Source organism: Janibacter terrae NBRC 107853 (genome assembly GCF_001591405.1).
GTDB classification, from domain to species: domain Bacteria; phylum Actinomycetota; class Actinomycetes; order Actinomycetales; family Dermatophilaceae; genus Janibacter; species Janibacter terrae.
Window position 1 is genome coordinate 207,756 of record NZ_BCUV01000007.1, and the last position, 19,889, is coordinate 227,644.

The window sequence follows — 19,889 nt, forward strand, 5'->3', positions numbered from 1 at the left end:
GGACCCGCCCGTGGCGACAGGGGTCGCACGTCCCCTGTCACCACGGGCAGCATCGTCTGAGCGGCGGTCAGAGCGCCAGGCGCTCCCTGACGACGCCGGAGAGCCGTTCGGCGGTGGCGAGGGCCCGCTCGTGGGTCGCGGCCTCGACCATGACCCGCACGACCGGCTCGGTGCCGGACTTGCGCAGCAGGACGCGGCCCTCTTCGGCGAGCGAGGTCTCCTCCTCGACGACGGCGGCGCGCACCCCTTCGTCCCCGTCGACGCGGTGCTTGTCGACGCCCTTGACGTTGATGAGGACCTGGGGCATGCGGGTCATCGCAGCGGCGAGCTCGGACATCGGCCGCCCGGTGGCGGCGACCCGGGCGGCGAGCATGAGGCCGGTGAGGACGCCGTCGCCGGTGGTGGCGTGCTCGAGCATGATGACGTGGCCGGACTGCTCGCCACCGAGCGAGTAGCCGCCCCTGCGCATCTCCTCGAGGACGTAGCGGTCGCCGACGCCTGCCTGGACGACGGTGATGCCGGCCCGCTCCATGGCCCGGATGAGCCCGAGGTTGCTCATGACCGTCGCGACGAGGGTGTCGTCGACGAGCTGCCCGCGCTCCTTGAGGTCGATCGCGAGGATCGCCATGATCTGGTCGCCGTCGATCGGCTCGCCGGCGGCGTCGACCGCGAGGCAGCGGTCGGCGTCGCCGTCGTGGGCGATGCCCAGGTCGGCGCCGTGGCGCAGGACCGCCTCCTGCAGCGGCTCGAGGTGGGTGGAGCCGACCCCGTCGTTGATGTTGAGCCCGTCGGGGTGGGCGCCGATGACGTGCACGGTGGCCCCGGCGAGGCGGAAGACCTCCGGCGAGACCTCGCTCGCGGCGCCGTGGGCGGTGTCGAGGACGATCGTCAACCCGTCGAGGCGCTGCGGCACGGCCTGGAGCAGGTGGCGCACGTAGCGGGTGCCCCCGTCCTCCATGCGGGTCACGCGGCCCACGTCGACACCGGTCGGACGCTCCGGCTCCTCGCCCATCGCGGCCTCGATGGCGTCCTCGACGGCGTCGGGCAGCTTGTGCCCACCGAGGGCGAAGAACTTGATCCCGTTGTCCGGCATGGCGTTGTGCGAGGCGGAGAGCATGACGCCGAAGTCGGCGCGCGTGTCGGCCGTCAGGTAGGCGACGGTCGGGGTGGGGACCACGCCCGCGTCGAGGACGTCGACGCCGCTGCTCGCGAGGCCCGCGATGACCGCCGCGGAGAGGAACTCACCCGAGGCCCGTGGGTCCCGACCCACGACGGCGAGGGGTCGCCGCCCCTCCGTGCCCTCGGGGTCGCGCAGCACGAGTGCCGCCGCCTGGGCCAGTCGCAGGGCGAGGTCGGCCGTGATGACCTCGCCGTTGGCCAGACCGCGCACACCGTCGGTACCGAAGAGTCGGGACATGGATGGAACTACCTCTCGTGGGGGGACCGCCGCATGTCGCAGGGGCAGCGGGCCTGATCGACGATACCCGCTGGTTACGCTGGAGGACCGCAGGTCCAGGGTGTCGAGAGAGAGCACGATGATCGAGTTCACGCCGTCCGACGGCCCCACCCTCGGGGTCGAGTGGGAGATCGCGCTCGTCGACGGCGAGACCTTCGACCTCGTCCCGCTGGCGGACAGCGTCGTCGAGCCGCTCGCCGCCGAGGACGGCCTCGCGCCCAAGCTGCACCGCGAGCTGCTGACCAACACCGTCGAGATCGTCACGGACAAGTGCCGGACCGTGCCCGAGGTGGTCGCCGACCTCTCCGCGAGCCTCACCCGGCTGCGCTCGCTCACCGACGACCTGGGTCTGGAGATGCTCTGCGCGGGCACGCACCCCTTCGCTCGGTGGGAGTCCCAGCAGGTCAGCGAGGGCGCGCGCTACGCGACCCTCATCGACCGCACCCGGTGGTGGGGCCGGCAGATGCTCATCTACGGGGTGCACACGCACGTCGGCGTGACCCACCGCGACAAGGTGCTGCCCCTCCTCGGCGGCATGCTCACCTACGCCCCGCACCTGCAGGCGCTCTCCGCGTCGTCGCCGTGGTGGGGCGGGGTCCCGACCGACTACGCGAGCAACCGGGCCCAGATGTTCCAGCAGCTGCCGACGGCCGGCCTGCCCTTCCAGTTCGACACCTGGGCCGAGTACGAGCGCTACGTCGACGACCTGCTCGTCACCGGCGTCATCGACGAGATCAAGGAGATCCGGTGGGACCTGCGGCCCTCACCGCGCCTCGGCACCCTCGAGGTGCGGGTCTGCGACGGTGTCCCGACGATCCACGAGATCGCCGCCATCACGGCCCTCACCCAGTGCCTGATGGTCCACCTCGACGACCGGCTGACCGACGGCGGCACGATCCCGGTCCTGCCGCCGTGGCACGTCCAGGAGAACAAGTGGCGCGCCGCCCGCTACGGCATGGACGCGATCATCATCCTCGACTCGCGCAACCGCGAGCGCCTCGTCACCGACGAGCTGCACGACCTGCTCGAGCGCCTCTCCCCCATCGCCCGCCGCCTCGGCTGCGAGGCCGAGCTCGCCGGGGTCGAGGACATCATCCGCAGCGGCGCCAGCTACCAGCGCCAGCTCGCCGTGGCCCAGGCGCACGACGGTGACCTCGTCGAGGTGGCGCGCTCGCTCGCGGCCGAGATGCGGGCCGGGCGGCCGCTGCCCGCCTAGGCCCCGCGCACGGCGAAGGGCGCCACCCACCGTGAGGTGAGTGGCGCCCTTCGTGGTCTCCGGGTGCGTGCTGCGCACGCTCCTCGACCAGCGGGTGATCGGTGGATCAGCGCTTGCTGTACTGCGGGGCCTTGCGGGCCTTCTTGAGACCGGCCTTCTTGCGCTCCGGGACGCGGGCGTCACGGGTGAGGTAGCCGGCCTTCTTCAGCGTGGCGCGGTTGAGCTCGGGGTCGACCCCGTTGAGCGAGCGCGCGACGCCGAGCCGCACGGCACCGGCCTGGCCGGAGGGGCCACCGCCGTGGACGCGCACGAGCACGTCGTAGGCGCCGTCGAGCTCGAGCGCGACGAGCGGCTCGTTGACGATCTGCTGGTGGACCTTGTTCGGGAAGTACTCCTCGAGCGTGCGCCCGTTGACCTTCCACTCGCCGGTGCCCGGGACGATCCGGACGCGGGCGATGGCCTGCTTGCGGCGACCGGTGGCCGCGCCGGGAGCGGAGGCCGAGGGACGGCGCACGGGCTCGTCGGAGCCGCCGGCGACGGGGCCCTCGGACTCGGAGGTGTAGGAGCTCAGCTCGGGCTCGTCGCCCTCGAGCACCTCGGTGTTTTCGGTGGTCTCAGCCACGGGTAATCCTCAGTTCCTGATCGGGCGCGCTTACTGCGCGACCTGCGAGATCGTGTAGGGGGTGGGCTGCTGGGCGGCGTGCGGGTGCTCGGCACCCGCGTAGACCTTGAGCTTGTCCAGCTGCTGGCGGCCGAGGCTGTTGCGCGGGAGCATGCCGCGGACGGCCTTCTCCACGGCGCGGGTCGGGTGCTTCTCGAGCATCTCGGTGTAGTTCATCGACGACAGGCCGCCCGGGTGACCGGAGTGGCGGTAGGCGCGCTTCTGCTCGGCCTTGGCGCCGGTGAGCGCGATCTTGTCGGCGTTGATGATGATGACGAAGTCGCCGGTGTCCACGTGGGGGGCGAAGGTCGTCTTGTGCTTGCCGCGCAGCAGGATGGCGGCCTGGCTCGCGAGGCGGCCGAGCACGACGTCCGTGGCGTCGATGACGTGCCACTGACGGGTGATCTCACCGCCCTTGGGGGTGTACGTGCGCATGTTCATGCCTTCTGCTCGTCCGTCCCCCTCGTGGTTGAGCGAAGGGGAGGCGCCGCTCGTCCCCGCAGGGACGCGGCGCCGCTTCGATCAATTCTACGGGGGCCGTGCGGCCTGCCGAAATCCGTGCGGACGGCTCACAACCCTTGCAGGACAGGGCTTTTCGCCCCCTTCGACCGCTGCGTGCAGGATCTGCGCCGGACAACTGCACAATACTTGTGCAATTCTTGGGCGGTGACCGAGACCCCGTCCGCCGCCCCCTGGCGCCTGCTGGCGCACCCGCTGCGCTCCCGGATCCTCGCCCACCTGCGGCTGCACGGCGGCGCGACGGCCGCGGAGCTGGCCCGCGCCCTCGGCACCAACACCGGCGCCACGAGCTACCACGCCCGCGTGCTCGCCCAGGCCGGGCTGCTCGAGGACACCGGGCTGGGTGACGGGCGCTCGCGGGTGTGGGCCGCCGCCGAGAGCGACGAGGAGGAGGACCTCGAGACGGTCGCCGTGAGCACGATCGACGACGCGGAGGAGCTCGCCGACGCGCTCTGGCTCGCCCACGACCTCGTCGACCACCACGCCCAGCGACAGCACGCGTGGATCGACTCCCAGGTCTCGTGGCCGCTCGTGTGGCAGGAGGAGTGCGGCATCGAGGACCGCGAGGTGCTCGTCGACGAGACCCAGCTGGCCGCACTGCGCGCCGAGCTCGGCGCCGTCCTCGACCGCTACCGACGGCGTGGCGCGGGCACACCCGGAGCGCGACGGGTCACGGCCACCGTGGCGCTCACCCCGCTCCCCCGGCGCCCGTAGGGTGGCCGCTGCCACCCGGGTCCGCCGAGCGCGACCAGGTCACTCCTCGCGTCGGGCCCGGGCCTCGAGCGCCCGGGCCGCCAGCGCGTCGTCGGCCGGGTACCCGACCTCGACGAGGCAGAGCCCGTGCGCCGGCATCACCTTCACGCGCGGGTCGCGCACACCCGTGGTGAGGACCTCGGCGGGGAAGTCCGTCCCGCGCGCCCCCGTCCCCACCGGCACGAGCGCGCCGATGAGCGCGCGCACCATCGAGTGGCAGAAGGCGTCGGCGAGCACGCTCGCCTCGAGCAGCCCGTCCTCGCGGCGGGTCCAGTCGTAGCGCAGCAGCGTGCGGGTGGTGCTCGCCCCCTCGCGCTTCTTGCAGAAGGCCGCGAAGTTGCGCAGCCCGAGCAGCTGCCGGGTGGCGGAGTTCATGGCGTCCACGTCGAGCGGCGTGCGCAGGCTGACGACCTCGCGCCGACGAAGGGGGTCCACCCGCGCCGGGTCGTCGCACACGAGGTAGCGGTAGCGCCGGCTCACGGCCGAGAAGCGCGCGTCGAATCCCTCGGGCGCGACCCGTACGCGGTGCACGACGGCGTCGGGCGGCAGGACGCCGCGCAGGCGGGTCGCCAGGGCTTCCTCGGGGCGACGGCCCGAGTGCCCGACCGCGCGCTCCAGCTCATCCGGCTCGATGTCGACGTGCACGACCTGCCCGGCCGCGTGGACGCCGGCGTCGGTGCGCCCGGCGACGGTCAGCCGCGCCGGCTCGGCCAGACGCAGCACCGTCGTGATCGCCGCCGACAGCTCGGCCTCGACGGTCCGCAGCCCGGGCTGCGCCGCCCACCCGTGGAAGTCGGTCCCGTCGTAGGCGAGGTCGAGGCGCAGCCGCATGCGGGCCAGCGTAGGCGAGCCGACGACGAAGGGGGCCGCACCCGTCACGGGTGCGGCCCCCTTCGCCGGGGTGTCCGAGGACTCAGGCGGCTCAGGCCTCCTCGTCGGACTCCTGCTGCTTGGCCTCGCCGCCGGCCGGCTCGAAGCCGGCCGCCTTGGCCTCGTCGGCGTTCTTGAACCAGACCTCGGCGGTGGTCTGGTCGTACCACTGCGAGCCCGCGACGTGGTACTTCATCGAGTCGAGGTTGCCCTTGACCGTGTACTCGTCGCTCGGCGCGGCACCGTCCTCGAGCGGCGCAACGGCACCCTCGGGCAGGTCCACGAGCGCGGCGGGGGCAGCGGTCTCGGCCTCGGTCTCGGCCGCCTCGTCGCGGGCGGAGCGCTGCGTGGCGGCCTCCGCCTCGGCGACGACCGCTCGCCGGGGCTTGGCGTCGACGGGCTCGCGGACGAGCTCGATGACGCACATGGGGGCGTTGTCACCCTTGCGGGCGGCGATCTTCGTGATCCGGGTGTAGCCACCCGGGCGGTCGGCCACGTCGGGCGCGATCTCGACGAAGAGACGGTGGACGACGCTCTTGTCCTTGACGACCGTCATGACCTTGCGGCGGGCGTGGAGGTCACCACGCTTGGCGAAGGTGATGAGGCGCTCGGCCAGGGGACGCAGACGCTTGGCCTTGGCCTGCGTCGTCGTGATCTGGTCGTGCTCGAAGAGCGCGGTGGCGAGGTTCGCGAGGATCAGCCGCTCGTGAGCCGGGCCGCCACCGATACGGGGACCCTTGGTGGGGGTGGGCATGTGGTTCTCCTTGGTTTCTGACCTACCGCGCGTCAGCGGTGGTCAACAGGGCGGTGGGTCAGAGCTGCTCGTCCTCGGCGAACGAGGCATCCTCGTCCACCGACTCGTCGTCGTCGTCCTCGCCGTAGCCGGGGATGGACGTCGGGTCGAACCCGGGCGGGCTGTCCTTCAGGGCCAGGTCCATCTCGTGCAGCTTGGCCTTGACCTCGTCGATCGACTTCGCACCGAAGTTGCGGATGTCGAGCAGGTCGGCCTCGCTGCGCCCGACGAGCTCACCCACGGTGTGGATGCCCTCGCGCTTGAGGCAGTTGTACGAGCGGACGGTGAGGTCGAGGTCCTCGATCGGCAGCGCCAGGTCGGCCGCGATCGCGGCGTCGGTCGGCGACGGGCCCATGTCGATGCCCTCGGCCTCGACGTTGAGCTCGCGGGCCAGGCCGAAGAGCTCGACCAGGGTCTTGCCGGCGGAGGCCAGCGCGTCCCGGGGGGCGATCGAGTTCTTGGTCTCGACGTCGACGACGAGGCGGTCGAAGTCGGTGCGCTGCTCGACACGGGTCGCCTCGACCTTGTAGGTCACCGCGAGGACCGGCGAGTAGATGGAGTCGACCGGGATGCGGCCGATCTCCTGGTCGCCGGACTTGTTCTGCTGCGCCGAGACGTAGCCGCGACCGCGCTCGACCGTCAGCTCCATCTCGATGGAGCCCTTGTCGTTGAGCGTGGCGATGTGCAGGTCGGGGTTGTGCACCTCGACACCCGCGGGCGGGTTGATGTCGGCGGCGGTGACCGCACCGGCACCCGACTTGCGCAGGTACATCACGACCGGCTCGTCGTTCTCGCTGGAGACGACGAGGGACTTGATGTTGAGGATGATCTCGGTGACGTCCTCCTTGACCCCGGGGATCGTGGAGAACTCGTGGAGGACCCCGTCGATGCGGATCGAGGTGAGCGAGGCACCCGGGATGCTCGAGAGCAGGGTGCGACGCAGCGAGTTGCCGATGGTGTACCCGAAGCCGGGCTCGAGGGGCTCGATGACGAACCGCGAGCGGTTGTCGGCGATGACCTCTTCGCTGAGGTTGGGGCGCTGTGCGATGAGCACGGTGATTCTTCCTTCCCACGGGCGACCGCTATATGACGCCTCGTGAAGGTGTCCGGTCGTGAGCCGGACGGTGGCTCCCGCATCGGTCCGCGGGAGCCACCCTCAGTGCAGCTGGATCAGTTCTTCGAGTAGAGCTCGACGATGAGCTGCTCGGTGAGCGGGGTGTCGATCTGCTCGCGCGTCGGCAGCTGGTGCACGAGCACCTTGAGGCTGCCGGGGATGACGTGCAGCCACGCCGGGATCGGACGCTCACCGAAGGTCTCGCGAGCGAGCTGGATCGGGAAGGCCTCGACCGACTGCTTGCGGACGGTGATGATGTCGTACTGCTCGACCCGCTGGCTGGGCACGTCGGTGCGCACGCCGTTGACCTCGAAGTGGCCGTGCGTGACGAGCTGACGGGCCTGACGACGCGTGCGGGCCAGGCCCGCGCGGTAGATCACGTTGTCGAGGCGTGACTCGAGGATGATCAGCAGGTTGTGACCGGTCTGGCCGGGGCGGTTGGCCGCCTCCTTGTAGTACCGGACGAACTGCTTCTCCATGACGCCGTAGGTGAAGCGGGCCTTCTGCTTCTCCTGCAGCTGGGTGAGGTACTCCTTCTCCTGGATCCGCCGACGGCCGTGCTGGCCGGGCGGGAAGGGACGGAGCTCGAAGTTCTTGTCGCCGCCGACGAGGTCGAGCTTGAGGCGGCGGGACTTCTTGGTGATGGGGCCGGTGTAACGAGCCATGTCTTATCTGTCTCCCGTATCTCTGCTGCTCAGACGCGACGGCGCTTGGGCGGGCGGACACCGTTGTGCGGGCTGGGCGTGACGTCCGAGATCGCGCCGACCTCGAGGCCGGCGGCGGTCAGGGAGCGGATGGCGGTCTCGCGACCGGACCCCGGGCCCTTGACGAAGACGTCGACCTTCTTCATGCCGTGCTCCATGGCGCGGCGCGCGGCGGCCTCGGCGGCCATCTGGGCGGCGTACGGGGTGGACTTGCGCGAACCCTTGAAGCCGACCTGGCCGGCGGAGGCCCAGGAGATCACGGCGCCGGTGGGGTCGGTGATCGAGATGATCGTGTTGTTGAACGTGCTCTTGATGTGGGCCTGGCCCACGGCCACGTTCTTCTTGACCTTGCGGCGCACCTTGGCGCCGGAGCGGGTCTTGGGGGGCATGTTTCTCCTACGAGGTTCTTCGGTGGGGTCGTCACCGCTCCGTGGGCTGGCCCAGGGCGGCGACGCGGGGTGTCTTAGGCCTTCTTCTTGCCCGCGACGGTGCGCTTCGGGCCCTTGCGGGTCCGGGCGTTGGTCTTGGTGCGCTGACCGCGGACGGGGAGACCGCGGCGGTGCCGCAGACCCTCGTAGGTGCCGATCTCGACCTTGCGGCGGATGTCGGCAGCGACCTCGCGGCGGAGGTCACCCTCGAGCTGGACGTTCGCCTCGAGGTAGTCACGGAGGGCGACGAGCTGCTCGTCGTCCAGGTCCTTGACCCGGATGCTCGGGTCGACGCCGGTGGCGGCGAGGGCCTTCTGCGCGGTCGTGCGTCCCACACCGAAGATGTAGGTCAGGGCGACCTCGGCGCGCTTCTCACGCGGGAGGTCGACTCCAACAAGTCGTGCCATGTGCTGGCTTCCTTTGCTTCTCTCGGAGGTCTGGTACACCACCGGTCCGACGGTGTCTCCCGCTGCTGTCAGCGGGCCATCGGTCCCCAGCCTCCGAGCCGGGGGTGACGTCCTGCCCCGCGAAGGGGAAGGGGCCGGGTGGTGCGTGCTTCTTCACTGGGCGTTGCTCGAGGATCCGGCGACAAGCCGTGGTCCCCGCCGTACGGGGGTCCTGGTGGACGCGATCAGCCCTGGCGCTGCTTGTGGCGCAGGTTCTCGCAGATCACCATGACCCGACCGTTGCGGCGGATCACCTTGCACTTGTCGCAGATCTTCTTGACGCTCGGCTGAACCTTCATTGCCGTCTCGCATCTTTCTCGATCTGTCCCGCCCCAGGATGTGGTGACGGGTCGTGCTCGTGGTGCTTCACTCGTCGGTCGTCGGCAGGCCCACGACCGCCTCGATCAGCGGTAACGGAAGACGATCCGGCCGCGGGTCAGGTCGTACGGGCTGAGCTCCACGACAACCTTGTCCTCGGGGAGGATCCGGATGTAGTGCTGCCGCATCTTGCCCGAGATGTGGGCGAGAACCTTGTGACCGTTCGTGAGCTCGACCCGGAACATTGCGTTCGGGAGAGCTTCGACGATCGTGCCCTCGACCTCGATGACACCGTCCTTCTTGGCCATACCCTCTCAATCCGTTGGTGGCCGATCCCTGGGTGGGAGTGGCCTGGGCGGCACGCGTGCAACGCCTCCCCGGGGACCGGGAAGGCATGACAGACGTGACCGACAGTCAAGATTACGGCATGGGGCCACCCAGAGGGAAATCCTCACCCCCACGTAGGGTCGAGCCATGACCGGCCCCAGGATCGCCCTCGTCGGACCGACGGACCGGCCCGACGCACTCCACGCGCGGCGCGCGCTGTCCGTCCTGGCCCCGGACGCGCAGGTGGTGAGCCTGCCGACCGGCGCCGCGCCCACGCCCGACCTCGACGGGGTGTGGGTCCTCCCTTCGCCCGAGACGGACCCGACGGTGCACGACCCGACGATCTCCTGGGCTCTCCACCTCGGCCTGCCGGTCGTCGGTCCGCTCGGCGGGGACGAAGGGGGCGCCCGCCCGGCCGGCGACTACCTCACCGCTCCCGGGACGACCTGGACGACGGACGAGCCCGCGGGGCCGGCCGCTCCGGCGACCGTGCGGTCCGGCGGAGCTCCCTTCGCGACCCTCTCGGCCCTGCCGCTGGCAGCGGAGGCGGGGATCCACCCGGTGGCGGTGGCCTTCGTCGAGGCCGCCCGCCGGCACGCCGGTCCGACGACCGCCGCGCGATCTCCCTTCGCCCCACTGCCCGACGACGAGCCGCGCAGCTACGTCCACCAGATGCGCACCACCGGCTACCGCTGGTGGCGGCCCCTGCTCGCGCTGGCCGCGGGGATCGCGACCTTCGTCGTCATCGCGGTCGCGCTCAGCATCCTGTGGTTCGTCCTCGACCCGTCGATGCTCGACGCCACCGGGAGCGCGGACGTCGACCCCGCCGCCCCGGTGACGATGCTCATCGGCAACCTCATCCTCGCCGGGCTCATCCCGGCCACGATGGTCGCGACGCGGGTGGGCCACTGGCGGCCCGTCGGCAAGCTCTTCTCCGTCGCGGGCCGCATCCGCTGGCGGTGGCTGCTGCGCGCGGCGCTCGTCACGACGATCGTGTGGGGCGCCTACCTCGCGGTCATGTGGTTCGCCGGCGGCGAGGAGACCAGCGCGCGCCCCGAGCACTGGCCCTGGCTGCTCGTCATCACGGTGCTCACCACTCCCCTGCAGGCAGCGGGTGAGGAGGTCGCCTTCCGAGGCGGGCTCATGCAGGGCGTCGGCGCGTGGATCCGGCGCCCCGTGATCGCCCTCGTCGTGACGACGGTCCTGTCGGCCGCGCTCTTCGCGCTCGCGCACACCTCGCTCGACCCGTGGGTGCTCCTCGACCTCGGCGGCATGGCGATCGCCTGCTGCTACCTCACGTGGCGCACCGGTGGGCTCGAGGCCGCGATCGTGCTCCACGTCGTCAACAACCTCGTCATCACCATCGGCCTGACCCTGCTCGGCGGGCTCCAGGACGCGTACGTCACCGAGCAGACGACGAGCACCGCGGGGACCGCCGGGCTCGGGGTGCTCGCGACCTTCGTCATGACGGCGATCCTGCTGTGGCAGGCGCGCCGCGCCGGCGTCGCCCCGAAGAAGCTCGGCGCCCCGGCCACGAGCTCCCCCGCGCCTGCCGACCCACTCGCCTGACGCTGCATTCCCCTAGGGCAATGCACACGGGATGTGCATTGCCCTAGGGGAATGCGGGCTCCGGGACGCGGGCTCCGGGGACGCGTCAGTCGCCGGATCGCTCGGCGAGATCGGCGGAGAAGGCCTCGATGATGCGCGCGGCACCGTCGACGGCGCTCACCTCGCCGGAGCGCACCCCGCTCGTGAGCGCCCCGAGGAGCTCGCGCACCCGCGGCGAGCGGCGCACGGCGTCACGCAGCTCGGCGTCGACCATCGCCCACATCCACTCGCGCTGCTGCTCCGCGCGCCGGCCCAGGAGCGAGCCCTGCTCCTCGAGGTAGGCACGGTGCTCGAGCACGGCCTCCCACACCTCGTCGAGACCGTCGCCGGTGTGCGCGCTGCAGGTGAGGACCGGGGGACGGCGGGCGTCGGGGTCGGAGTTCATCAGGCGCATCGCGCCGGCCAGCTCGCGCGCGGCGACGCGGGCATCACCCGCGTGCTCGCCGTCGGCCTTGTTGACGGCGATGACGTCGGCCATCTCGAGGATGCCGCGCTTGATGCCCTGGAGCTGGTCGCCGCCGCGGGCCAGGGCGAGCATGAGGAAGGTGTCGACCATCTCCGCGACCGCGACCTCGGACTGGCCGACACCGACGGTCTCGACGAGCACGACGTCGTACCCGGCGGCCTCGAGCACGAGCATCCCCTCACGGGTCGCCCGCGCGACGCCACCCAGGTGCGCACCCGACGGCGACGGCCGGACGAAGGCGTCCTCGCTCGCGGTCAGCGACGCCATCCGGGTGCGGTCACCGAGGACCGAGCCGCCGGTGCGCGCGCTGCTCGGGTCGACCGCGACGACGGCGACCCGGTGGCCGCGCTCGATGAGTCGCGTGCCGAGAGCGTCGATGAAGGTCGACTTGCCGGCGCCCGGGATCCCCGAGACGCCCACGCGCATGCCCTGACCGGTGTGCGGGGCGATCAGCGCGAGCAGCTCGCGGGCCCGCTCCCGGTGGTCCGGGCGCGAGGACTCGACGAGCGTGATCGCCCGGGCGATGTGCGCCCGGGAGCGATCGCGCACCCCTTGGGCGAGGTCGGCGACCGACTCAGGCATCGGTGCCGGCGGCCCGCTCCCGCAGCCGGTCGACGAGGCGACCGGCCGCCGTGGCGATGACGGTCCCCGGCGGGTAGATGTCGTCGGCACCGGCGGCGCGCAGCTCCTCGAAGTCCTGGTCGGGGATGACACCGCCCACGACGATCATCAGGTCCTCGCGCCCGAGCTCGTCGAGCTCGGCCCGCAGCGCGGGCACCAGGGTGAGGTGCCCCGCGGCCAACGAGGACACCCCGACGACGTGCACGTCGCCCTCGACGGCCTGGCGGGCCACCTCCGCGGGCGTCTGGAAGAGCGGGCCCACGTCGACGTCGAAGCCGAGGTCGGCGAAGGCGGTCGCGATGACCTTCTGCCCGCGGTCGTGGCCGTCCTGGCCCATCTTGGCGACGAGGATCCGGGGGCGCCGGCCCTCGGCCTGCTCGAACTCCTCGACCTTGGCCAGGACCTCGTCGACGGCCCCGCCCTTGCCTGCCTCGTCCCGGTACACACCCGAGATCGTACGGATCTGCGCGGTGTAGCGGCCGTAGACCTCCTCCAGCGCGGAGGAGATCTCGCCGACGGTCGCCTTGGCGCGGGCCGCGTCGATCGCGAGCGCCAGGAGGTTGGTCTCCATCGTGCCGCCCTCGGCACGAGCCGCCTCGGTGAGCGCTGCGAGGGCAGCGCGGGCCTCCCCTTCGTCCCGCTCGGCACGCAGGCGCTCGAGCTTGGCGATCTGCGAGGCACGGACCGCGGCGTTGTCCACCTTGAGGATCTCGATGGCCTCGTCGACGCTGCTCTCGGTGACCGGGTAGGTGTTGACACCGATGACCGGCTGCTGGCCGGAGTCGATGCGCGCCTGCGTGCGGGCGGCCGCCTCCTCGATGCGCATCTTGGGGATGCCGGCCTCGATGGCCCTGGCCATGCCGCCGGCCGCCTCGACCTCCTCGATGTGGGCCCAAGCCCGCTGCGCGAGGTCATGCGTCAGGCGCTCGACGTAGGCGCTGCCGCCCCACGGGTCGATGACGCGCGTCGTGCCCGACTCCTGCTGGAGCACGAGCTGGGTGTTGCGGGCGATGCGCGCGGAGAAGTCCGTCGGCAGCGCGATCGCCTCGTCGAGCGCGTTGGTGTGCAGGCTCTGCGTGTGGCCCTGCGTCGAGGCCATCGCCTCGACGCACGTGCGCACGACGTTGTTGTAGACGTCCTGCGCGGTGAGGCTCCAGCCGGAGGTCTGCGAGTGGGTGCGCAGCGAGAGCGACTTGGCGTTGGTCGGCTCGAAGTTCTCCTTGACCAGGCGCGCCCACAGCAGTCGCGCAGCGCGCAGCTTGGCGACCTCCATGTAGAAGTTCATCCCGATGGCCCAGAAGAAGGACAGCCGCGGCGCGAAGGCGTCGACGTCCATGCCGGCCGCCCTGCCGGCCCGGATGTACTCGATGCCGTCGGCGAGCGTGTAGCCGAGCTCGAGGTCCTGCGTCGCCCCGGCCTCCTGCATGTGGTAGCCGGAGATGGAGATCGAGTTGAACCGCGGCATCCGCTGGCTCGTGTACGCGAAGATGTCGGAGATGATCCGCATCGACGGCGTCGGCGGGTAGATGTAGGTGTTGCGGACCATGAACTCCTTGAGGATGTCGTTCTGGATAGTGCCGCTCAGCTGCTCCGGGCTCACCCCCTGCTCCTCGGCCGCGACGACGTAGAGGGCGAGGATCGGCAGGACCGCGCCGTTCATCGTCATCGACACGCTCATCCGGTCCAGCGGGATGCCGTCGAAGAGGGTGCGCATGTCGTAGATCGAGTCGATCGCGACACCCGCCATGCCGACGTCACCGGAGACGCGCGGGTGGTCGCTGTCGTACCCGCGGTGCGTCGCCAGGTCGAAGGCGACGGACAGGCCCTTCTGCCCGGCAGCGAGGTTGCGTCGGTAGAACGCGTTGGACTCCTCGGCCGTGGAGAAGCCGGCGTACTGCCGGATCGTCCACGGCTGGTTCACGTACATCGTGGGGTACGGGCCGCGGAGGAAGGGGGCCGCGCCCGGGGCGGTCTCGAGGAAGTCGAGGTCCGCGGTGTCGGCCTCGGTGTAGACCGGGGCGACCGCGATCTTCTCCGGCGTCTCCCAGCCGTCGGCCGCACCGGGGGTCGCCTCGAGCGCCTCCTGCCAGCGGGCGGCGGCGTCCGGGGACGGGGTGCCCTCGCCGAGGTCGACGGTGTCGAAGGTGGGGATCTGCGCGCTCATGCGTCTGCTCCTGCCTGCGGGGCGCGGGGGGTGTCGAGGAGGTCCAAGAGCTCCGTGAGGAAGGCGACGACGTCCATGCCGTCGCGGATCTCGCCGTCGACGGTGGTCCCGCCGAGCTCCGTGGCCGAGCCGGCGACGAGGACGCGCTGCACGCCGGCGGAGCGAAGGGAGGCGACGCTCGCCTCGGCGAGCGCCTCGTAGCCGGTCCGGGAGGAGGCGATGATCACGACCGGGGCGTCGGCGGCCGCGATGTCGGCGGCGTCGGTGACCTCCACGACGTCGGGCCGGATGCCGGCGACGCCGAGGAGGTTGGCGACGAAGGTCAGGCGGGCGGTGTGCTCACGGGCGGGACCGAGGGCCAGGACCGGGACGCTGACGTCCCCGGTGGCGGTGCGCTCGCGCAACGCCTCGAAGACCTCACCGTCACGACGGCGGGGCAGGCCCTCGCCGGGCAGCTGCACCCGGGCGGTGCGCTGGAGCAGCTGCTCCCCCGCCAGCGGGAAGGTCGAGGTGCCGGTGAGCGGGAGGGCCCGCGTGGCGAGGGCGGCGTCGCGCTCGGCGCGGGTCGCCGCGAGGCGCTCGGCGACCGCACCGGACGCCAGGCCGGCGGCAGCACCACCCGCGGCGTCGAGCTCTCCGAACCAGGCCCAGGCGGCACGGGCCAGCTCGTCGGTCAGCGACTCGACATAGGCCGAGCCACCCGCGGGGTCGGCCACCCTGGCGACATTGGACTCGGACGACAGCAGCGACTGGGTGTTGCGGGCGACCCTGCGGGAGAAGGCCGTCGGCAGGCCCAGGGCGTGGTCGTACGGCAGCACGGTGATCGCGTCGGCGCCGCCCGCAGCGGCGGCGAAGCACGCGATCGTGTCCCGCAGGAGGTTGACCCAGGGGTCGGTGCGGGTCTGCATGCGCCAGGACGTGACGGCGTGGACCCATGCACCCCGGTCGGGCTCGGGGACCTCGAGGACCTCGCCGACGCGCGCCCACGTGCGGCGCAGCGCGCGCAGCTTGGCGATGGTCGCGAACTGGTCGGCAGTGGCCGCCACGCGGAAGTCGATGCGGCGGAAGGCCTCGGCCGGGTCGACGCCCGACTGCGACAGGTGGCGCACGTAGTCGAGCGCGGTGGCCAGGGCGAGGGCGATCTCGTCCTGGTCGCTCGCGCCGGCGTCGTGGTGGACGCGGGCGTCGACGGTGATCGCGCGGACCCCGGTGAACCGGTCGCGACAGGTGGCGACGGCGTCCGCGAGCGGAGCCAGGTCGGGGGTGCCACCACGGGCGGCGACCTGGCCGACCGGGTCGTGACCGAGGCTGCCGGCGACGAGGGCAGGGTCGACCCCCTTCGCCTCCCAGGCGGCGACGAGCGCGGCGGCGGCGGCGGGCTGGTCGTCGCTCGAGCTGACGACGACCGGGGCGAGGTCGACCATGACATCGGTGAGGACCTCGGCGACGTCACCGGCGGTGATGCCGTCGGCGCCGAGGTGCAACCAGACCGAGCTGACGCCGCGCTCGAGGTCGTCGAGGACGGCGGCGCGGCTCGTCGCGGCGTCCGGGTCGTCGTGGAGCTGGCGCACGTCCCACGGCAGGTCGGGGTGGCGCGGGCCGCGGCCGCGGGTGAAGGGCATCGCCCCCGGCAGACCGAGCGCGCGCCCCGGCTCCGGCCAGTAGATCGGGTCGATGTCGAGCCCACCGGGCAGGTGGCTGGTCAGCGCCTCACGGGCGCCGGCGCCGTCGACCCGACGGTCCTCGGGGCGGGACCTGTTGACCACCGCGGCGGCGAGCTCGGCCCACGCATCGGGGCCCGTGCTCGGGAAGCCGGCAGCCAGCCCCATCACGTCGTCGTGTGCAGGGGGAAGGGACATCCGGGCAGCTCTCCTCATCGACGCAGGCACCGGCGCGCCGCCGATGGCATGACTGACTCGCACCCTACCGAGCGACGACGGCCCGCGAACCGGTACCCGACGTCGCGTGCGCCACATCCGCCGGTCCTCGTCGGGGTCAGTCCAGGGGGGCGAAGGGGGCGCCGCGGGCCGTCAGCTCGGCCTCGCCGCCGTCGAGGGCCGTGAGCACCCAGATGCCGCGCGCGGTGAGGGCGACGGAGTGCTCCCAGTGCGCCGCGGGCCCGCCGTCGTCGGTGACCACGGTCCAGTCGTCGTCGAGGACGTGGTTGGCCTGGTCGCCGAGGGTGACCATGGGCTCGATCGCCATCGTGGTGCCGACGGGCGTCTGCGGGGTGCGGCCCCGGACGCGGTAGTTGGGGATGTTGGGCGGCAGGTGCATGTGCTCGCCGATGCCGTGCCCCGTGTAGTCCTCGACGATGCCGTAGGCCACGCCATCGGCCCGGCCGTCGTCGCGGATCGAGTCCTCGATCGCGCCCCCGACGTCGTTCAGGTCCCCACCGGGACGAAGGGCGGCGATCCCGGCCCACAGGGAGCGTCGGGTGATCTCGGACAGGCGCGCCGCGGCCGGGTGCGCCGCGTCGTCCCCGCCGACGACGACGGTGATGGCGCTGTCGCCGTTCCACCCGTCGACCTCGGCACCGCAGTCGATGCTCAGCAGGTCACCCTCGCGCAGCACGCGGTCACCGGGGATCCCGTGGACGATCTCGTCGTTGACCGACGTGCAGAGGGTGTGCGCGTAGCCGGGCACGAGCTGGAAGTTGGGCACTCCCCCGCCGCTACGGATGAACTCCTCCGCGAGCGCGTCGAGGTGCCCGGTCGTGGTGCCCGCGCGGACCTCCCCCCTCAGCATCTCCAGGGTGCGGCCGGTGAGCAGCCCCGCCACGCGCATGGCCCGGAGCTCGTCCGGGGTGCGCGCGCGGAACCGCTCGCGGCCGAAGAACGACAAGGCTCAGGCGTCGAGGGCGGCGAAGATCCGCCGCGCCACGTCCTCGACCTCGCCCTCGCCGTCGACGGTGACGAGGAGCCCACGGGCCTCGTACGCGTCGGACAGCGGCTCGGTCTCGCGGTGGTAGATGGCCATCCGCTCGCGGATGACGTCCTCGGTGTCGTCGACGCGCCCCTCGAGCTCGGCGCGCTTGAGGAGCCGCTGGACGACGACCTCGTCGTCGACGACGAGCTCGAGCACCTTGTCGATGGAGTGGTCGCTCTTGGCGAGCATGGCGTCCAGGGCGGTCACCTGCGCGGTCGTGCGCGGGTAGCCGTCGAGGAGGAAGCCGGGCTCGGCGTCGGCCTCGTCGAGGCGGGCCTCGACGATCGCGTTGGTGATGTCGTCGGAGACGTAGCCACCCGTCGCGAGGATCTCCTTGACCTGGAGCCCGAGCTCGGTCTCGTTCTTGATGTTGGCCCGGAAGATGTCACCGGTGGAGACAGCCGGGATGCCGTAGTGCCGGGCGATCGCGGTGGCCTGGGTGCCCTTGCCGGCGCCGGGCGGGCCGAGGATGATGAGACGCATCAGCGGAGGAATCCTTCGTAGTGGCGTTGCTGGAGCTGGGACTCGATCTGCTTCACCGTCTCCAGACCGACGCCCACCATGATGAGGATAGACGTACCGCCGAAGGGGAAGTTCTGGTTGGCGCCGACGAGCACGAGGGCGATCAGCGGGATCAACGAGACCAGAGCGAGGTAGATGGCTCCCGGCACGGTGATGCGGGTGAGCACGTACTGGAGGTACTCGGCCGTGGGTCGCCCGGCGCGGATACCGGGGATGAACCCCCCGTACTTCTTCATGTTGTCCGCGACCTCCGTGGGGTTGAAGGTGATCGAGACGTAGAAGAAGGTGAAGAAGAGGATCATCGCGGTGAAGACCGCCATGTAGATGGGGTGGTCACCCCGCACGAGGTAGGTGTTGATCCAGTCCACCCACCCGGGGTTGTTGCCCGCCGGGTCGGTCTGGAACTGGGCGATCATCTGCGGCAGCGCGAGCATGGAGCTGGCGAAGATGACCGGGATGACGTTGGCCATGTTGACCTTGATCGGGATGTACGTGGAGGTCCCGCCGTACATCTGGCGCCCGACCATCTTCTTCGCGTACTGCACCGGGATGCGGCGCTGGCTCTGCTCGACGAAGACGACCGCGGCGATGATCACCAGGCCGATGGCGATGACGAGGAAGAAGATGTCCCAGCGGCCGTCCTTCTGCTGGATGGCCCACAGGGAGCCGGGGAAGGTCGCGGTGATCGAGGTGAAGATCAGCAGGGACATGCCGTTGCCGACACCCTTGTCCGTGACGAGCTCGCCGAGCCACATGATCAGGCCCGTGCCGGCGGTCATCGTCAGCACCATGAGGATGATCGAGAACATCGACTCGCGGTAGAGGATCGGTCCGCAGTCCGCGTTGTTGAACAGGCTCGCGGGGTTGCGCGCGAAGGTGATGAAGGTGGCCGACTGCAGGACGGCCAGCGCGATGGTCAGGTACCGCGTGTACTGCGTCATCTTCGCCTGGCCCTGCTGCCCCTCCTTCTTCAGCTGCTCGAAGCGGGGGATGACGACCGTCAGCAGCTGCACGATGATGCTCGCCGTGATGTACGGCATGATCCCGAGCGCGAAGATCGACAGCTGCAGGAGGGCACCCCCGCTGAAGAGGTTGGCCATGCCGAGGAAGTTGTTGCTGGCGTCGTCCCGGGCACCGGCGATGCACGCCTGCACGGCCGTGTAGTTCACGTTCGGCGTCGGCACGTGGGAGCCGAGGCGGAAGAGCACGATGATGCCCAACGTGAAGAGCAGCTTGCGCCGCAGGTCGGGCGTCTTGAACGCCCGGGTGAAGACGGAGAGCACGTGGGTTCCTCCAGGGACGGTGCCGTGGGTGCAGTGGGTGTGCTGCGGGCAGGTGGCCACCGGCGGCGGCGCAACCTGTCAGACGATACCTGCCGCGTCCGGGAGGCCGCGACATGACCCGCTCGCCCGGGTGCGCCGGCACGGGTCAAGAAGACGCGTCGAGGCCGCCCCGAGCACGGGGCGGCCTCACGCGGGACCGAAGGGGGTCAGCGAGCGGTGATGCTGCCGCCGGCCGCCTCGATCTTGTCCTTGGCACTCGCGGAGAAGGCGTCGACCGTGAGGTCGACCTTCACCGTGATGTCGCCGGAGCCGAGCACCTTGACGAGGTGGCCGTCGCGGACGGCCCCCTTCGCCACGAGCTCCTCGACGCCCACGCTGCCGCCCTCGGGGAAGAGCGCGGAGATGCGGTCGAGGTTCACGACCTGGTACTCGGTCTTGAACGGGTTCTTGAAGCCACGGAGCTTGGGCAGACGCATGTGCAGCGGCGTCTGACCACCCTCGAAGCGCTCCGGCACCTGGTACCGGGCCTTGGTGCCCTTGGTACCGCGACCGGCCGTCTTGCCCTTGGAGCCCTCACCGCGACCCACACGGGTCTTCGCGGTCTTGGCACCGGGGGCGGGACGAAGGTGGTGCACCTTCAGCGCGTGGGTGGAACCCTGCTCCGGGTTCGGGGTGGCCTTGGAGTCAGCCAT

At 71.3% G+C, this 19,889-nt stretch carries 21 protein-coding genes; 3 read left to right on the top strand and 18 right to left on the bottom strand.

The features are described 5' to 3' along the window. Positions 1 to 67: 67 nt before the first annotated feature. Entirely contained in the window at positions 68 to 1,417 is a 1,350-nt protein-coding gene (glmM, locus tag JT1_RS10480; RefSeq protein ID WP_068325968.1) for a phosphoglucosamine mutase, read from the bottom strand. Positions 1,418 to 1,535: 118 nt separating this feature from the next. On the opposite strand from glmM, the gene JT1_RS10485 reads away from it, so the two are divergent. Then, a complete protein-coding gene (locus JT1_RS10485; RefSeq protein WP_068325970.1) occupies positions 1,536 to 2,672 on the top strand; it encodes a glutamate--cysteine ligase in 1,137 nt (378 codons plus the stop codon). 106 nt (positions 2,673 to 2,778) lie between these two features. Here JT1_RS10485 and rpsI read toward each other — a convergent pair whose 3' ends face one another. Then, positions 2,779 to 3,294 carry a 30S ribosomal protein S9 gene (gene rpsI / locus JT1_RS10490; protein WP_068325975.1) on the bottom strand — a complete coding sequence of 172 codons (516 nt, stop codon included), beginning with the start codon at positions 3,292 to 3,294 and terminating at the stop codon, positions 2,779 to 2,781. Positions 3,295 to 3,324: 30 nt separating this feature from the next. Continuing rightward, positions 3,325 to 3,768, bottom strand: coding sequence for a 50S ribosomal protein L13 (rplM, locus tag JT1_RS10495; RefSeq protein WP_068329044.1), 444 nt, complete (start codon positions 3,766 to 3,768; stop codon positions 3,325 to 3,327). Between the two features lie 231 nt (positions 3,769 to 3,999). Between rplM and JT1_RS10500 the strand changes: the two genes are divergently transcribed. Continuing rightward, positions 4,000 to 4,566 carry an ArsR/SmtB family transcription factor gene (locus JT1_RS10500; RefSeq protein ID WP_068325978.1) on the top strand — a complete coding sequence of 189 codons (567 nt, stop codon included), beginning with the start codon at positions 4,000 to 4,002 and terminating at the stop codon, positions 4,564 to 4,566. A 39-nt stretch (positions 4,567 to 4,605) separates the two neighbouring features. Here JT1_RS10500 and truA read toward each other — a convergent pair whose 3' ends face one another. From truA to infA, 8 genes are all read right to left on the bottom strand, one after another. Then, on the bottom strand, positions 4,606 to 5,436 hold the full coding sequence (gene truA, locus JT1_RS10505; protein ID WP_068329047.1) for a tRNA pseudouridine(38-40) synthase TruA: 831 nt from the start codon (positions 5,434 to 5,436) through the stop codon (positions 4,606 to 4,608). Positions 5,437 to 5,527: 91 nt separating this feature from the next. Beyond that, positions 5,528 to 6,229, bottom strand: a complete 702-nt coding sequence (rplQ, locus tag JT1_RS10510; protein ID WP_068325981.1) for a 50S ribosomal protein L17, sunset domain variant — start codon at positions 6,227 to 6,229, stop codon at positions 5,528 to 5,530. Between the two features lie 58 nt (positions 6,230 to 6,287). Next, entirely contained in the window at positions 6,288 to 7,322 is a 1,035-nt protein-coding gene (locus JT1_RS10515) for a DNA-directed RNA polymerase subunit alpha (protein ID WP_068325983.1), read from the bottom strand. A gap of 116 nt (positions 7,323 to 7,438) precedes the next feature. Further along, a complete protein-coding gene (gene rpsD, locus JT1_RS10520; RefSeq protein ID WP_068325985.1) occupies positions 7,439 to 8,047 on the bottom strand; it encodes a 30S ribosomal protein S4 in 609 nt (202 codons plus the stop codon). A 29-nt stretch (positions 8,048 to 8,076) separates the two neighbouring features. Then, complete coding sequence (rpsK, locus tag JT1_RS10525) at positions 8,077 to 8,475, bottom strand: 30S ribosomal protein S11 (protein ID WP_068325987.1); 399 nt, start codon at positions 8,473 to 8,475, stop codon at positions 8,077 to 8,079. A gap of 74 nt (positions 8,476 to 8,549) precedes the next feature. Next, entirely contained in the window at positions 8,550 to 8,921 is a 372-nt protein-coding gene (gene rpsM / locus JT1_RS10530; protein ID WP_068325988.1) for a 30S ribosomal protein S13, read from the bottom strand. Between the two features lie 224 nt (positions 8,922 to 9,145). Next, positions 9,146 to 9,259: a 50S ribosomal protein L36 gene (rpmJ, locus tag JT1_RS10535; RefSeq protein WP_006592630.1), complete on the bottom strand. Its 114-nt coding sequence runs from the start codon at positions 9,257 to 9,259 to the stop codon at positions 9,146 to 9,148. Positions 9,260 to 9,364: 105 nt separating this feature from the next. Beyond that, positions 9,365 to 9,586 carry a translation initiation factor IF-1 gene (gene infA / locus JT1_RS10540; protein WP_007928045.1) on the bottom strand — a complete coding sequence of 74 codons (222 nt, stop codon included), beginning with the start codon at positions 9,584 to 9,586 and terminating at the stop codon, positions 9,365 to 9,367. 166 nt (positions 9,587 to 9,752) lie between these two features. On the opposite strand from infA, the gene JT1_RS10545 reads away from it, so the two are divergent. Next, a complete protein-coding gene (locus tag JT1_RS10545) occupies positions 9,753 to 11,174 on the top strand; it encodes a CPBP family intramembrane glutamic endopeptidase (RefSeq protein ID WP_068325992.1) in 1,422 nt (473 codons plus the stop codon). Between the two features lie 85 nt (positions 11,175 to 11,259). Here the strand turns inward: JT1_RS10545 and meaB are convergent, their stop codons facing one another. The 7 genes from meaB to rplO form a co-directional block, all read right to left on the bottom strand. After that, a complete protein-coding gene (meaB, locus tag JT1_RS10550) occupies positions 11,260 to 12,261 on the bottom strand; it encodes a methylmalonyl Co-A mutase-associated GTPase MeaB (RefSeq protein ID WP_068325994.1) in 1,002 nt (333 codons plus the stop codon). Beyond that, positions 12,254 to 14,464 (bottom strand): methylmalonyl-CoA mutase, encoded by a 2,211-nt coding sequence (scpA, locus tag JT1_RS10555; RefSeq protein ID WP_068325996.1) that lies wholly within the window; start codon positions 14,462 to 14,464, stop codon positions 12,254 to 12,256. The genes meaB and scpA overlap by 8 nt, the downstream gene beginning before the upstream one ends. Then, positions 14,461 to 16,323, bottom strand: a complete 1,863-nt coding sequence (locus JT1_RS10560) for a methylmalonyl-CoA mutase family protein (RefSeq protein ID WP_255218308.1) — start codon at positions 16,321 to 16,323, stop codon at positions 14,461 to 14,463. Before JT1_RS10560 ends, scpA begins: the two co-directional genes overlap by 4 nt. A 136-nt stretch (positions 16,324 to 16,459) precedes the next feature. Beyond that, positions 16,460 to 17,308: a type I methionyl aminopeptidase gene (map, locus tag JT1_RS10565; protein ID WP_082807616.1), complete on the bottom strand. Its 849-nt coding sequence runs from the start codon at positions 17,306 to 17,308 to the stop codon at positions 16,460 to 16,462. 3 nt (positions 17,309 to 17,311) lie between these two features. Then, positions 17,312 to 17,875, bottom strand: a complete 564-nt coding sequence (locus JT1_RS10570) for an adenylate kinase (RefSeq protein ID WP_068326000.1) — start codon at positions 17,873 to 17,875, stop codon at positions 17,312 to 17,314. Beyond that, positions 17,875 to 19,197: a preprotein translocase subunit SecY gene (secY, locus tag JT1_RS10575; RefSeq protein WP_068326002.1), complete on the bottom strand. Its 1,323-nt coding sequence runs from the start codon at positions 19,195 to 19,197 to the stop codon at positions 17,875 to 17,877. Before secY ends, JT1_RS10570 begins: the two co-directional genes overlap by 1 nt. Before the next feature lie 206 nt (positions 19,198 to 19,403). Beyond that, positions 19,404 to 19,889 carry a 50S ribosomal protein L15 gene (gene rplO / locus JT1_RS10580; RefSeq protein WP_068326004.1) on the bottom strand — a complete coding sequence of 162 codons (486 nt, stop codon included), beginning with the start codon at positions 19,887 to 19,889 and terminating at the stop codon, positions 19,404 to 19,406.

Bases quoted from the DNA above. Each gene is read 5' to 3' on its own strand.
- JT1_RS10545 (WP_068325992.1), top strand. From the start codon at position 9,753: ATGACCGGCCCCAGGATCGCCCTCGTCGGACCGACGGACCGGCCCGAC.
- rplM (WP_068329044.1), bottom strand. From the start codon at position 3,768: ATGCGCACGTACACCCCCAAGGGCGGTGAGATCACCCGTCAGTGGCAC.
- JT1_RS10485 (WP_068325970.1), top strand. From the start codon at position 1,536: ATGATCGAGTTCACGCCGTCCGACGGCCCCACCCTCGGGGTCGAGTGG.
- infA (WP_007928045.1), bottom strand. From the start codon at position 9,586: ATGGCCAAGAAGGACGGTGTCATCGAGGTCGAGGGCACGATCGTCGAA.
- rplQ (WP_068325981.1), bottom strand. From the start codon at position 6,229: ATGCCCACCCCCACCAAGGGTCCCCGTATCGGTGGCGGCCCGGCTCAC.
- truA (WP_068329047.1), bottom strand. From the start codon at position 5,436: ATGCGGCTGCGCCTCGACCTCGCCTACGACGGGACCGACTTCCACGGG.
- rpsM (WP_068325988.1), bottom strand. From the start codon at position 8,921: ATGGCACGACTTGTTGGAGTCGACCTCCCGCGTGAGAAGCGCGCCGAG.
- JT1_RS10560 (WP_255218308.1), bottom strand. From the start codon at position 16,323: ATGTCCCTTCCCCCTGCACACGACGACGTGATGGGGCTGGCTGCCGGC.
- scpA (WP_068325996.1), bottom strand. From the start codon at position 14,464: ATGAGCGCGCAGATCCCCACCTTCGACACCGTCGACCTCGGCGAGGGC.
- rplO (WP_068326004.1), bottom strand. From the start codon at position 19,889: ATGGCTGACTCCAAGGCCACCCCGAACCCGGAGCAGGGTTCCACCCAC.
- rpsD (WP_068325985.1), bottom strand. From the start codon at position 8,047: ATGGCTCGTTACACCGGCCCCATCACCAAGAAGTCCCGCCGCCTCAAG.
- JT1_RS10570 (WP_068326000.1), bottom strand. From the start codon at position 17,875: ATGCGTCTCATCATCCTCGGCCCGCCCGGCGCCGGCAAGGGCACCCAG.
- rpsK (WP_068325987.1), bottom strand. From the start codon at position 8,475: ATGCCCCCCAAGACCCGCTCCGGCGCCAAGGTGCGCCGCAAGGTCAAG.
- meaB (WP_068325994.1), bottom strand. From the start codon at position 12,261: ATGCCTGAGTCGGTCGCCGACCTCGCCCAAGGGGTGCGCGATCGCTCC.
- rpmJ (WP_006592630.1), bottom strand. From the start codon at position 9,259: ATGAAGGTTCAGCCGAGCGTCAAGAAGATCTGCGACAAGTGCAAGGTG.
- glmM (WP_068325968.1), bottom strand. From the start codon at position 1,417: ATGTCCCGACTCTTCGGTACCGACGGTGTGCGCGGTCTGGCCAACGGC.